Below are 15,222 nucleotides of genomic sequence, written 5' to 3'. Positions count from 1 at the left end.
ATATTGCCGCGGCATTATACAGAACGTAATCGGTTGCATCTACATTTTTTTGCAAATAGTGCTTGCGATCCCCCGTGAGCAGGTTACTATCGATTGAATAACCTGCTGATTTAGAATTTGATCCCGCTCACATGTTATCCTCTCAAACTTCCTCAATTTTTACCGTAAGCCGCCTTAACCAGACGGTTCGTCTGCTGTTAGAACAGGAGATGGGACAGGTATGGATCAGCGGCGAGATTTCTAATTTCACGCAGCCTGCGTCGGGCCACTGGTACTTTACGCTCAAAGACGATACCGCTCAGGTGCGCTGTGCGATGTTCCGTAACAGCAATCGCCGGGTGACGTTCCGCCCGCAGCACGGGCAGCAGGTGCTGGTACGCGCCAACATTACGCTGTACGAGCCGCGCGGCGATTATCAAATCATCGCCGAAAGTATGCAGCCCGCGGGCGAAGGCTTGTTGCAGCAGAAATATGAGCAGCTAAAAGCCAAACTGCAGGCCGAAGGCTTGTTCGATCAGCAGCATAAACAGCCGTTGCCCTCCCCGGCCCACTGCGTTGGGGTGATCACTTCGAAAACCGGCGCGGCGCTGCACGATATTCTCCACGTGCTAAAGCGTCGTGACCCATCCCTGCCCGTTATTATCTATCCAACCGCAGTCCAGGGCGACGACGCGCCGGGGCAGATCGTTCGTGCTATCGAACTGGCGAACGCGCGCGGCGAATGTGATGTACTGATCGTCGGACGCGGCGGCGGTTCGCTGGAAGATTTGTGGAGTTTTAACGACGAACGCGTGGCGCGGGCGATTTTTGCCAGCCGCATTCCGGTGGTCAGCGCCGTCGGTCACGAAACGGACGTCACGATAGCTGATTTTGTCGCCGACCTGCGCGCGCCTACGCCATCAGCAGCGGCAGAAATTGTCAGCCGTAACCAGCAGGAGTTGTTGCGTCAGATCCAGTCCGCCCAGCAGCGTCTGGGCATGGCGATGGACTACTACCTCGCCAATCGCAGCCGCCGTTTCACGCAGATTTTTCACCGTCTGCAACAGCAACATCCGCAACTGCGTCTGGCCCGTCAGCAAACCGCGCTGGAACGTCTACGCCAACGGATGGGATTTGCGCTTGAGGCCAGGATTAAGCAGGCCAATCAACGCCAACAGCGCGTAAGTCAACGCCTGAGCCAGCAAAATCCGCAGCCGCTCATTCACCGCGCGCAGTCGCGCATCCAACAGCTGGAATATCGTCTGACGGAGAATATCCGCTCACGGTTAAGCGAACAGCGCGAGCGTTTTGGCAACGCGGTCACGCATCTGGAAGCGGTCAGCCCGTTAGCCACGCTGGCGCGCGGCTATACGGTTTCGACGACAACGGACGGCAAGGTGCTGAAAAAGATCAAACAGGTCAAAGCAGGCGATATCATGACCACGAGACTGGAGGACGGCTGGCTTGAAAGTGAAGTCAAATCCGTCACGCCGGGCACGTAATCCAACACTCCCCCACCCTTTGCAGCGCGATGTTGGGTTTCGACTTCGCCTCAGCCAACCTACGCGCCACGTCGGATAAGGTGTAGCCATAATCTGACGATCAACCGGTTTGTCATTCGCCTCAAAACCGGGCAGGGAACACCCGCCCGGTTTTGTCTAACTTACCAGTTATAGCGCAGATTGAGGCTACCGTTCAGATCGCCAAAGTCATTGCTGCCAGTCTGCCCGGCAACCTGAGCGCGAACGCTCCACTGCTTATCGATATCTGCCTGCAGACCCACTTTCAGCTCCGCACGGTTAGCCGGAAGATCCTGTTTCACCGTAGCATCATCAAACGATACCGACACATCATCGCTGGTGTGCAGCCAGTTAGCTTCAGCAAACGGCTGGATAACCGTACGGCTGCCTTTGTACAGCTTGCCGTCAACACGCAGACCCAGACGCGTTGTCCAACTGTCGCCATCCTGACCATCGATCCGGGTGCCGTAGTTATCCTTCACGCTATCCGCTGAGTAATTCTGCCAGACAACCTGCGCCTGCGGCGTCAGACTGACAGTATTACCGTTGCTAAGAGCAATATCGTAGCGATAACCAGTTTCCAGCGAGACGGCGTTAGCGGTTGAATCATAAGATTCAGATCCCGCATCACCGCTCTCTACGCTGTTGTTGTAGAAACCATATTGGTACCAGCTGTCGACATACGCGCCGCTATGCGTTTGGGCATCGGCAAACCAGGTGGCATAGACGCCAAGGTTATAGCCGTCTACGTTGCCGCTACTGGTGAACTGGCTACCGTCCGCGCCACGGTTACCGGTGCTGTCGGTATCGGCGTTGATGTAGCTCGCCATGACGCCAACGGTAACGCTCTGCTGGCCGTTGCCCCAGGCCAGAATGTCGCCGCCTAACTGGAACTGGGAGTAGTTGCTGTCCATATCGATATTGCCGCTGACAGCCTCTGATTCTGCTTTACCCGCTTTGAAGCGCGCCCATACGCTGCCATCGGCATTACGATACTGGCTGCCCTCGCGGTCATAGAGGGTCTGCATTTGCAGGTTGCGCGCCATCCACTGGTTGCCCATGTACGCGCCGATATCCGCACGGTACTGTGGTGCGACATCGCCGCCATCGTCACCGCCATCCGAAGGCGTGACATCACTGTCATCACCACCGCTGTCGTCATCATCAGACTGTGCTTTTGACGCCAGATACCAGTCGTTGTCACTTTCATTCCAGTACAGACGGTAGGTATACAGACTGGCGTTAACCTCATTTTTTAGCTCAAACGCATCGCTGGTCGATACGCCGCCAACATCCACCACTTCAATACCGTTAGTGGTCTGTGCTCCATCGCCGATGCCGTTGATGTACAGATCGGTGGTGCCGGAGGCATCGCCGGTAATCACCAGCTTATCGGTCGCCGAATCATCGTCGCCCAGGACGGTATTCAGATAAAGCGAGCCGCCGTTGCCGGTGTAATTGCCATCAACATAAAGCGTATTGCCCGGCGTGCTGGAGGTGCTGCCGCTGGCGATCGTCCCCATGTTGATCAGATCGCCATTGAGGGTGAAGATAGCGCCTGTCTCCTCGCTGTCGCCGAAGACCAGCGTCCCTTCGTTGGTCACCTTACCGTTAACGGTCGTACCATTGCTGCCGCCGAAGGTCGCCCCGGAGGCGACGTTCACCGCCTGCTGGCTGCCCATCTCGCCAATCGAGCCGTCTCCGGACAGCCATAGCGTGCCTTCCTGTACGTTAGTATCGCCGGTGTAGGTGTTCGCGCCGCTCAGCGTCAGTTTACCCGCGCCCAGTTTGGTCAGCGATTTACCGTCCCAGTCGCCGTTGCCGGTTTTATCGCCCAGTACGCTGGTGACTTCAAAACTGTCGCCTGCGCCCAGGGTAAACGTGCCGTGTGCTGGCGTCGCTGACGTGGCGGTCGCATTCCAGCTCAGCCCTTCGGTAAGCAAATATTCTGACGCATCTGCAGGATTGATTGTCCCGGTTACGGTCAGATAGTCCGGCTGGTCGGTGAGGTTCATCGTCAGGCTGGTAAAGTCGCCGCTGATATCGCTGTCCATATCCATCAGTTTAAAGGACTGGAACTCCGCGTCGGAGGCGCGCGCTTGCAGGCTGGCGTCGCTGACGACCAAATCGCCGCCAAGCGTGGCGCTGCCGCCGGTGATCAGCGGTTGCACTGAGTCACTATTCAGCTCAACGTTCAGCGTACTGCCATCTTGCTGAATTAACGCGCTGTCGCCGAGATCCAACGAGGTGCCGAGCGCCAGTTGGGTCGTCGCGCCGCTATGAGTGGTGATGCCGCCCACCGCGCTGACTTCACCGTCTACGTCCAGCACCAGCGTGGCGTTATTGTCTACCAGACCGGTGCCCAGCGCCGTCGTACTGGCGGCGACCAGCGTACCTTCATTGATGGTGGTGCCGCCGCTGTAGTCGTTGTCGCCGGAGAGGATCAGAGTGCCTGCGCCTTCTTTGGTCAGCGATTTACCGTCCCATCTGCTACCCGGATCCAGCGTGTCATCAACGTCTGTCAGTGTAGCCGCAACGTTAAAGCTGCCGTCAGGGTCGCTCAGGGTAAAGGTGCCGTGGGCGTCGGTAGTGGCGTTGTCTCTGTCCGCATACCAGGAGAGGGAGGCCGTCAGATCATAGTGGGTGTTGTCTGCTTCATCGACTTTTCCGTCGATAGTCAGGAAGTCAACATCTTCGCGGTTCATCCCTGCAATGGTCAGATCGTCGAAATCGCTCGTAATGGCGCTGTCGCTGTCAATCAGCGTATAGGTGTATGCCTCAGGCGTCCAGCTGTCTGTAACGCTGCCGATGCCGGTAACATTCAGAGTGCCGCCCAGCGTGACGCTGTCGGCGGTAATCACGGCGTCGTCGGTGGCCGCGCCGAGGTCAATACTTAGCGTACTGCCGTCTTCCTGGGTGAGCTGGCCCGCGTCAAGGGTGCTGCCCGCCGCCAGCGCGGTCGTGGCGCCGGTATGGGTGGTGATGTTCGCAAGCTCAAATGCGCCGTTGGCATCCAGCATCAGCGTACCGCTGTTGTCGATATTGCCGCTGCCCAGCGCGTTGACGTTGGCGGCAATCAGCGTGCCGTCGGCGATGGTGGTATCGCCGGAGTAACTGTTATCGCCGCTTAACGTCAGCTCGCCCGTACCGGTTTTCACCAGCGAACCGCTGCCGGAAAGCGTATTTTCCAGCTCGCCCTCGCCGACCTGAAGCACACCGCTGTTGGCAACAGCTCCGGTACCCAGCGAATCCGCATGGTCAGCCGTCAGCGTACCGCCGATAATGGTGGTGCCGCCGGAGTAACTGTTATCGCCGCTTAACGTCAGTTCGCCCGTACCGGTTTTGACCAGCGAATCCGCATGGTCAGCCGTCAGCGTACCGCCGGTAATGGTGGTGCCGCCGGAGTAAGTGTTGTCGCCGCTTAGCGTCAGCTCGCCTGTGCCGGTTTTCACCAGCGAGCCGCTGCCGGAAAGCGTATTTTCCAGCTCGCCTTCGCCGACCTGAAGCACGCCGCTGTTAGCAACAGCCCCGGTACCCAGCGAATCCGCATGGTCAGCCGTCAGCGTACCGCCGGAAATAGTGGTGCCGCCGCTGTAAGTGTTATCGCCGGTCACGATCAGCTCATCGCTACCGCTTTTGACAATTTGGCCCTCGCCGGTCACGTTGTTATCCAGCGTGCCCTGGCTCAGCGCAAGCGTTGCGCTTTCTGCAATCGTCACATCGCCAGTGCCGAGCGCGGCGGCGTCTTTGGCGGCCAGAATGCCGCCGTCAATTTCAGTATCGCCGTAGTAGTTGCCGGTGTTGCTGAGGATCAGCGTGCCGTCGCCTTGTTTGGTTAGCTTGCTGCCGTTCCAGTTGGAGGTCGCCGTGGTTTCGTCCAGTTCGCTGGTGACGGTAAAGGTACTGCCTGCATCAACGGTAAAAGTGCCATGCGCAGCGCGCGCAGAATTTGAGCCCGCGTTGATCGTCAGATAATCCGGCATAGCGGAGGTGTCAGCATCCAGTGTTACGCTGTCAAAATCGGTAGTGATTGCGCTTTGTGAATCAATCAGCGTGATCGATCCAAAGTGTTCGTCGGTTTCGGGCGCGACAAAGGTGGCCGTTGAGCTAAGGTTCAGCGTCCCGTCCAGCGTGACGTTGGCGGCTTTGATAATTGGCGCGCTGTTGGCGGTATCCAGCGTCGCGTTTATCTGGCTGTTATCCTGTAAGGTCAGGGTATTGTCCACCGTCAGCAGCGTACCTGTCGAACCGCTCGCGTTGCCCAGCGTAATATCGCCGTCGTTGGTCAGATTGCCGACGGTTGACGGGTCGGTCATGTTCCACTGGCTGGTGTCGTCGAGCGACAGCGTAGTAAACATCGCATCTACACTACCGGTTAACGTGGACCCCTGGCTTAAAGAGAGCGATGACGATGACATGTCACTCTGAGCAACGTCACCGATCAATGTCGTATTGTTGGCCTGAATGACCGCCTTGCTGCCAAGCTTGATCACTTCCGGCGCTTCAAATGTGCTGTCGGTCAGCACGATAGGAGCGTTAATCGTCGTGCCAGTGTCCACATGCAGCGCAATCGTGTCTGAATTAACCTGTGCTTTGTTGACCGTCAGCGCGTTGAGATCTTCATACCCGTCGAGTTTTCTTTTGCTGGTTATAAAGATACCGTCGCCGTCGGCGTTGATGGTGGCGCCGTCGATCCTGGCGTCCGACGCCAGAATATACACGCCCGTACCGGCAGAGGTAATGTTGCCGCCTGTAATATCCAGGGTAGTGGCGTTATTGGCCTGTACCGCCGCGCCGCTGGCATTGGTATGTGTTATGGTCGCGTTGGTGAGATTAAGAGCGGCCTTATTGGTACCCTGGATGGTGCTCATCGTACCTGCAGAGCTGACCGAGCTATCAGACAGGTTCAGGGTGGAACCCTCGTCTGTCGCGGTGTTTCCGGCAACAACGTTTATCTGGCCTTGCGCCAGGGTGATTGTGCTACCGTCCAGCACGTTCAGCGTACTGCCTTGTTGCACCTGCGCGCTGCTGCTGTTAGCTGCCTCAACGATGGTACCGTCCAGCGTTGCTTCTGAACCCGTATACAACGTCATTACGCCGAAATTGCCGTCAATCGTTAGCGTACTGTCTGTTAACGTCAGTGTGCTGCCATCCGCTGCGGAAATACCCTGGGTATAAATGCCCGTAGTGGTTATCTTCGCGTCGGTAAGCTCAAGGATAGCGTAATGATCCAGCGAAATTGCGTTGGAAACATACTTACCGCCATCCGGATCATCAGCTCCGCCTCCGCTTGTTTCAATGACGAGCCCCGTCCCTGTGACCGTGGTGGGCTGCCAGCCGACGGTGGCGACACCCGAGACATATAGCGCCGCGCCTTCATCGGTGCCCGAATAGCTCATCGGCGGCGTTGACGCATCCAGAACGTGGGTCTGCGCATCAGCATATGATACCTGATTGTCGGCCATGGCCAGCGGGCTGAAAAATCCGAGCGCTGCAGCCACGGCGCAAGCCAGCGCCGCGCGCGTTGCTTTTATTATTTGTCCATATTCGGACTTTTGGTTTGGAGAATGGATTTCACTCGCGCATACTTGCGCTTTAACTTTGCTGTGGCCTCGCGCCAGTTCTGAAGCCACGACATACATATTTCGCACGGCGCTCCAGACAATACTGTAAGTCCTGTTCAATTTTTAAATTTCCCTTTAATAACGTTCACGAAGCAAACTGGATTTTGATTGGGCTGCAAATAGCCTTTAAATGCTACATTATCAATGAGTTAAATAATAAATAACAAAAATACAGCTCTATGAATGGTTGCAATCACCTGAAACAATATATTATCCAAGCCAAATTATTAACTAATTTCAAGGCTTATTTCAATGCCAGGTCAATTTCTGGTTGATTTATAATTGATATAAATACATTCATCCATTTAATAAATATTTATGTCGTGAATAACATTTAATAACTTCATATATTAAAATAAATAAATGCGTGAAACAAAAAGGTGTGATTATCATGCGACACCTGGCGTTATTTTAAATACACTCGTCATACTTCAAGTTGCATGTGCTGCGGCTGCGTTCCCTCACTCCAGTCACTTACTTTAGTAAGCTCCTGGGGATTCGCTCGCTTGCCGCCTTCCTGCAACTCGAATTATTTAGAGTATATACGTAGCGCCAGATGCCGGGTTGCAGAAGGGAGACGGCGCTTTTACACACGCGCGGCAAACGGTGGTGGCGCCAATTAGCAGAACATATACTTTTCAATGAATGCTACTTTCACTTTTTCATGAAGCTCAATTGAACGTGAAAAGCAGATTATTTTCGTGCCAGACGCATAATACGTTACTCCACGCACGTCGCATAACCCGCTGTGCCTGCCGGCTTAATGGCGCAGTTTTGACTCTTGGTATTCCCATCTACGCCGCAATACATGCCGCTGCTCGAGGTTGATTTAGATAAATAGGGATAGCCCAGCGTCGGCCAGCCTAACGAGCTAATTGAATGATACAGCGTCAACAGGTCGTTATTATCCGGTGCTTTGCTAAGGCTACCGCACTGTTTGGCAATATCCCATTTCGTGTTGTCCACCGTATGCGCCATCGCCCAGTACTCGTTATTTGCATGCACTCCGTTGGTAAATACTGGCGTCACGCCTGACAGCATCTCAGCCTGAAGCCACGGACGATGCAGCGTTTTTCCGTTGACGGATGTCGTATCCGACATATTTCCCCAGAACAACGCTTTATCCGTATCCGGGCTGGTAAGTACCATAAAAATCACATCCAGCGATGCGTGAAGAGTCGTATTGTCCGTCACTTTCACCGTGAGTGGCGTTTTCAACCCCAGGCTTTTATCCTGATTAAGCGTAAACGTTGCCGTACCGTCGCTGCCGGTAGTGCCGGTAAAGACAATCCCGGTGGTGGTCATACTTTGGCTGGCGCTTGCGGGAGTCAGCTCTTTAAGCATGAGATCGTCTGCTCCGGCATCCGCTGCCACGTCGCCATCCGTTATCACCATACCTGCCCGATTTTTCGAATCGCCACGTGACAACGTAAAACCAACGTTGGCGACCGGGTTACCGCTGCTATCTTTTACCGTCACCGTTAACGGCATCGCGCTTCCCTTCGGCACTACCGCCGCATTTTTCGCGCTGTCCATCGCCGTCGAGGTCAGCGTAATACTGGCAGGAGTAGAAGTACGCGGCTCGACCAGACACACCTGAGCACCGGTGGCAGTCGATGAACTGGCGGTGCCCTTACCGCCGCTATTCAGGTTTATAAATTGGTAATATCCGGTATTCGGCGCACGATCCGCCGCCCACCAGGATTTGTTCCCCGCCACCGGCCAGCCGTAATTTGTACCGATTGCGCCGTTAGGATTGTCGCTATACAACGTTTGCAGATCGCCCGACAACGGCTGGTATTCCGCATCACAGCCGGTTGCGCCAGCTTTTTCAGTGTTCGCTGCGGTGACTAAGGGCCATGTTTCATTGTTAACCAGGTAAGTACCGCTATTCGACGTCATCTCCGCCGCCAGCAGCGGACGCCGGAACTTCACGCCCGCGCTGTTGGTCACGGTTTCCGGCATGTGTCCCCAGTATTTGGCTTTATCGCTGTCCGGGCTGGTAATGACGGTGAAAATGACGTCCATATCGCTAACTGTCAGCGGATCGTCGACAAGCATCGCCTGCAGCGGTGTTCTCAGGCCACGGGAATCATCCTGCGTCACTTCGAGTTGCGCTTTACCATCCTCATCCGTAATGCCATACCAATAACTTGTGCACGAAGATACCGTGCAGTTAAACGTCATTGAGCCCGTAGACGGCGCAACCGATGTGAGTACCATGCCTCCGCCGGAACTGCCATCAACGACACCCGCCCGGTCTATCGAAAGCGTTCGTCCCAAACGGATAGTGGTATTGGGCTGCGGCGTGCCGGAACCATCCCTCACAGTGACGGTCAACGGCAGGCTCTCGCCCTTCTTCGCCACTGGAGCGCCTTTATCCGCATCCATGGCGCTGGAGGTGAGTTCTATCGACAAGTCCCGGCGCTTTGCCAGACAAAGCTGCGCCGTGGCGGTATTGGCTTTGGTTGTCAGCGTATTATTATCGCTGAGTCTGACATACTGGAACTGACTGTCTGAGTGCGTGGCATCCGGTACTGAGTTACCCGCCCCCCAATATTTTCCTGATGCCACCGGTAGGCCAAGCGTTGTCGTGAGTGCGCCATTGGGATAATCGGTATATAGCGTCTGTAAATCATTTACCGTCGGCAACCCCAGCCGATCGCACGGGCTGGCGGTGTCCTGATACATATTCGGATAACGGCTCCAGGTATACCAGGTCTCGTTATTTTCCGTATAACCCGACGTGTCCGCCGTTGAAGAAAGTTCAGCGCGCAGCAGCGGTCGCTTAAATTCAACCCCCTTACTGTTGGTAAAGGTTTCCGGCATATGGCCCCAGTATTTGGCCTTATCGCTGTCCGGGCTGGTCACTACGGTAAAGATTGCGTCTTTGCTGTCTGTCAGGTTGCTGCCGTCCATCGTGGCGGCGCTGATAGTGGTTTTTAAACCGGCGGTACTGTCCTGCGCAAGGGTAAATGTCACCTGTCCCTGGGCATCAGTTTGCGCATACAGATATTTCGCCGAGGTATCCAGCAGGTATGTCGCCAGGCCGGACGGCATCACATTACGCAGCGTAATATCGTCTGTGACGCTTGAGGACGATGTGGCGCTGTTGGCGCGATTGTACGAAGATCCGCGGCTGATTTTCACCATCACGTTTTTCATCGGCTGACCTGCGGCGTCTTTCACGTCGATGGTGGCGGCCATCTGCTCGCCCTTCTTCGCCTTTGCGCTTCCGGTGGTTTCATCCTGGCCTGCCAGCGTCAGCGTCAGGCTGGCGGCGGCGCTGCGCGGCGAGGCAAGACAGGTCTGCATGTAGTACATCGAGGTGCTGGTCGTCGTTTTGACATCATTGCCGTCGTTAAACAGGTTGACCGCCGCGTAGAGCGACTTCGTGCCGTCTGACGATATCACGTAATCCCCCGCCCACCAGTAGCGGCTGACGTTGTTGTTGCCTGAACTGGTCATCGGCCAGCCGTTACGGCTGCGCATGGCGTTATCCGGGTATGTCCCGTACAGCGTCTGGAGGTTGGCTACGGTCGGTAGCGTGTCGCGCCCACAGCCGCCACCGGTGCCGTTCCAGGCTTTATCGACGGTTATCATGCACCAGGTTTCGCCTTTGTCGTAGTAGCCGTTGGCGATGGTCAGCGTTTTGCCGGGCGTAGCGCTAAACTCGCTGGCCAGCAGCGGACGCCTGTACGCCACGCCGCTGCTGTCGGTCAGCGTTTCCGCCATATGGCCCCAGTAGTTGGCCTTCGGCGTGTCCGGACTGGTGACCACGGTAAAGATGACCGGCAGCGGCGCGCTCGTTACGCCGTTGTGCTCTATTGCCGCCGTCAGCGGCGTTTTAAAGCCCGCGCCGCTGTCCTAGCTGATATTCAGCGTCAGCGTGCCGTCGGCGCCCGTGGCGGTGTAATAGTTAGCGCCGCTGCTACGCCCGTCGCTGTGGTTTATCTGTATATCCGCCGCCGCCGAGCTATTCACCTCCTGATTCGCGCGCCCGACGCTGTCGCCGCGCGTAAAGATAACCGGCGTGTCGGCGGCCGGGTTGCCCTGGGCATCCCGCGTGGTGATGATGACCGGGATGGTCTCGCCGACTTTCGCTTTGGCGAATCCGTCGCTGTCGTTATACACAGGCGAAGTGAGCGTTATCTGCGTCGCCGCCGGATGGGCGTTTTGCAGGCAGACAAAATAGAGTTGTTCATTCCACAATAGCGAACCGACGCCGCCGTCGCGCAGATTAATCGACTTAACGTAGCGGTTTTGCGTACTCCGGCTCAAATCGGCGGTGCTGTCCTGGTAGTTTTTACCATCCAGCGGCCAGCCCTGCTGGGTATTCATGGCGCCGCCGGGCCTGGCGTCGTACAGCGATTGCATATCGGCAAGGGTCGGCACGTATCCCGCGCCGCAGGCGTCGTTCGCCATTTCAAAATCGACGATTCCCCACGCTTCGTTGTTTTCCGTATTGTCGCCGTGGGTAACGCCGCTGGCGATTTCAGCCGATAACAGCGGGCGCTTAAACACCTCGCCGTTGGCCGCCGTCGTCGTTTCCGGCATATGGCCCCACATTTTGGCTTTGTCGCTGTCCGGGCTGGTGACCACGGTAAAAATAGTATCAATGCTGGCCGTCACGCTGGCGTTATTGTACAGCGCCGCCGTAATCGCGACTTTCGTCCCGTGGGCATCCGGGCGGGTGACGTTGATGATTTTGCTGCCGTTTTCACCGGTCATACCGCCGATTTGGGTGGCGCTGTCGTTGAGCGAATCGCCGTCAATCACCACCGCCGAGACGATGCCGTCGCCGCTACCGGCGATATGTTTCTCCCCCCTGGCGGGTATAGCCGTCGCCGCGGCTTAACACGAACGGCGCCTGCGGCAGCGGATTGCCGCTGGCGTCTTTTACCGTCACTTTAAGCTGGAGCGTATCGCCCTTTTTCACCTTCACCGCGTGTTCGCTGTTTGCGTTATACCACAATGCCGCATCCACCGGCTCAATGGTGATAGACGCCGCCGTCGGATTTTTGCTGACCAGACAGCTCACGTAGTCCGACGCATCGCCGGAAGCGGTATAGCCGCCCGCAGCCAGTGATACCGCCTGCCATGTAGCGGCGCTGGCGAAGGTGGAAGACCAGTAGTCATACGTCGTCGGCCAGCCGGATACTGTGTGGATTTTATTGCCGTCGCTGGAGGCATACAGTGCGGCAAGCTGATCGGCGCGCGGCAGATGGCCGGCCTCGCAGCCCCCGGCGTTGGGGTTATTCAGCGCGTCGGCGTGGCTGACACGCGCCCAGGTTTCGTTATCCTGCTCCTGGGTACGGGTGGCGGCAGTCGCTTCCGCCGCCAGCTTTGGCCGCTGGAATTCCATATCACCCACGGTGAGCGTGTCCGCCATATGACCCCACATCTGCGCCTCCGGCGTATCGGGACTGGTGGGAACGGTAAATTTCACGCTGCGGTTGACGGGCGTGGTAATCAGTGAGTTGACCGGCAGTACGCTCAGCGGCGTCAGCAAGCCCACGCCCTGCGGCTGTTCAATCACCAGCGTGGCGTTGCCCTCATTGTCGGTCATGCCCTGATACGTCATCGACGCCTGGGAAGAGCCGAAAGGCGTTCCGCCCATCACCAGCGTTCCGTCGCTGGAGTCGGTAAAGCCCGTCGTGGCGTTGTCGCGATTTTTGCCGTGCGCCATGGTGACGATAAAGCTGGCGTTGGGCACGCTTAACCCATTCAGCGCATTGACGGAATGGACGTTCATCGTGATTTGTTCGCCGACTTTGGCTACCGCATTGCGTAACGACTCATCGCCATTAAAGTAAACGTCCAGACTGGTCACCAACTCATTGCCGGAGCAGGAGAGATAGTTCGGTTCGGTGCCGCTGAACGTGCTGTCCGCACCGGTCGCCAGGTTGACGTGCGCGGTGGTGGAACCATCAGTATCCGCCGCGATATAGCTGTGTTTCTGCGTCGGCCAGCCGTAGGTCGTTTCCATCGCGTTGCCGGAATGGGCCTGATACAGCGTATCCAGCAACAGTTGCCCCGGCACCTGGCCGGTACCGCACTGGTTCGTCGCCGCCGTTACCGAGTTAAACGTCGCCCAGTATTCGTTATTCTCAAATTCGGAACCGGTATCCTGCGCGGCTTCGTCCGCCAGCAGCGGGCGTTTGTAGATATTGCCCGCTTCCACCACGCCCTGCATATGGCCCCACATGCGCGCCTGCGCCACGTCCGGGCTGGTGACGACGGTAAAAATCACGTTCTGCGTCGCTTCCGTGCCGTCGAACAGCACCACGCGCACCGGGGTTAATACGCTCGCCCCCTTGTCCTGAGTCAACACCAGCGAGAACTGACCGTTGGCGTCGGTGACGCCGTGATAGTGACCGTCGCTGCCTTCCAGATTGGTGATAATTACCGGATCATCCGTCCACTGATGCCCGCTATCAATATCGGCATTCTTTTGATTCTGGCGATTTTGCTCGTCGCCCAGGTAGACGTTAAGGTAGCGATAAGGCAGCGGTTTATTGGTGGCGCTGTCGGTGACGGTGATCTTCATGTTGATCTCTTCGCCCACCTTTACTTTCGCCGCGTTGACCGTTGAATCAAAATTGTCGGCGCTAATCACTAATTTCGGCGTGACCGCAGGCGGGGCTTTATCCACGCAGCTAACCAGCGATTGCGTGGCGTCCGGCATCTGCGTGAGGCTGCGGCTGCGCATATCAATGCTGATATGGTCAGTGGCAGTCGATCCCTGGGAGGAGGACCAGTACTCTTCATCACCGGATGTCAGCCCTACCGGCCAGCCGAGGGTGGTGGCCAGATCGCCGCGCGCAATTTTTAACCCTTCCAGTTGGCGTGCATCCGGCAGAATATCGCAGTGCGCGTCGGCGTGGCCCCAGTTGAACTGCGCCCAGGTTTCATTGTTGATGCTGGCGGTGCGGTCTTCACCGTCGGTTTCCGCCGCCAGTTTGGGGCGGTAAAAGGTGTAGCTTGCGCCGTCCACCGTGGCGGTGGACGTCTCTGCCATATGACCGTACATGTTGGCGCTGCTGCTGTCCGGGCTGGTGAGGGTGGTAAAAATCACGTCCACGCTGGCTTTCAGCGCTGGCGCGCTCGACGGGTGCGCTATCAGCGGCGTTTTAACGCCCGGGCCGTTCGCCTGGGTGACGACCACGGTCGCCACGCCCTCGGCGTTGGTCGTACCGTGATATTCCGTGGCGGTGGTGGTCAGTTCGGTGTTGCCGACGCGCACCGGCGCGGCATTGTTTACCACGCCCTGGCGGTTTTGCGCGTCGCCGCGGGTAATCACGAAATCAACGTTGCCCTCCGGTTCGCCGCCGCAGTCTTTGGTCGTTACCGTCAGCGTGATGCTTTCGCCCGCTTTGACCTTCGCGGCGTTGAGCGACTCGTCCAGATGATCGGCGGCGAGCGTTACCGGGTCGCCCACGGCGGGCGCGATATCCACGGCAAACTTTTGAGCAAGCACTTCGACCGCCGTGTTATAAGGCACGCCGGTGCGGGTAAGCAACCACAGCGGCGGTATGGCGGTTGAGGTATCCAGTTGCGACCAGACCACCAGATGGCGGCCCGCCAGATTCTGCGCGCAGAAACTTATATTGCTGACGGGTTGTGGATCAAGCGGCGTGTCCGGCGTGGCGGCGTCGGCCCACACCAGCGTGACGGTGGGCGCGCGTTCAGCCTGCCAGACCAGCGGCGGCACGGCGAAGATATCGCCTTCGGTGTCGTGCGGATTGGTTAAGGTCAGCGCGCTGCCAGCATCACTGGTGCTGAACTGGCTGGGCTTCGCGGAGTAGTCAACAGGATTCGCCGCATCAGAGCGCAACTGCACGCTGCCCTGATATACCGGGATCGTTACACTGTCGGCCTGAGGCGGAGTGCCATTAATAGCCGCAGTTTGCTCAGTGAGTTCCTGCCATGCGCCGCTGCTTCGCACGGCCTGCGCGAAGAAAGGCGTTAAACTGAGGGCGCATAGCAGCAGCCAGGGTAAAAAACCGACACACTTTTTCGATTTCACTGACGTACCTGAGAAAAGTCCATTTCGTTGCAGTTCATTCCATGAATACAAAAACGTAAAAATACATCGC

At 57.0% G+C, this 15,222-nt stretch carries 2 protein-coding genes and 2 pseudogenes; 1 reads left to right on the top strand and 3 read right to left on the bottom strand.

The window, feature by feature from the left end:
* Positions 1-131: 131 nt before the first annotated feature.
* Positions 132-1,481, top strand: coding sequence for an exodeoxyribonuclease VII large subunit (gene xseA, locus ACQ29O_RS05910; protein WP_000953166.1), 1,350 nt, complete (start codon positions 132-134; stop codon positions 1,479-1,481).
* A gap of 161 nt (positions 1,482-1,642) precedes the next feature.
* Here the strand turns inward: xseA and shdA are convergent, their stop codons facing one another.
* From shdA to ratB, 3 genes and pseudogenes are all read right to left on the bottom strand, one after another.
* On the bottom strand, positions 1,643-7,183 hold the full coding sequence (gene shdA / locus ACQ29O_RS05905) for a fibronectin-binding autotransporter adhesin ShdA (RefSeq protein ID WP_073938594.1): 5,541 nt from the start codon (positions 7,181-7,183) through the stop codon (positions 1,643-1,645).
* A gap of 559 nt (positions 7,184-7,742) precedes the next feature.
* Positions 7,743-7,829: pseudogene (locus ACQ29O_RS05900) on the bottom strand (IS1 family transposase); the annotation flags it as partial.
* A gap of 14 nt (positions 7,830-7,843) precedes the next feature.
* Positions 7,844-15,152 (bottom strand): annotated as a pseudogene (gene ratB, locus ACQ29O_RS05895) (DUF823/DUF824 repeat adhesin RatB).
* Positions 15,153-15,222: the final 70 nt, after the last annotated feature.

Source organism: Salmonella sp. GDC200615, assembly GCF_050574145.1.
Taxonomy (GTDB): domain Bacteria; phylum Pseudomonadota; class Gammaproteobacteria; order Enterobacterales; family Enterobacteriaceae; genus Salmonella; species Salmonella enterica.
The sequence above is the reverse complement of the archived record's forward strand: the minus strand, read 5'-3'. Positions and strand labels throughout refer to the sequence as shown.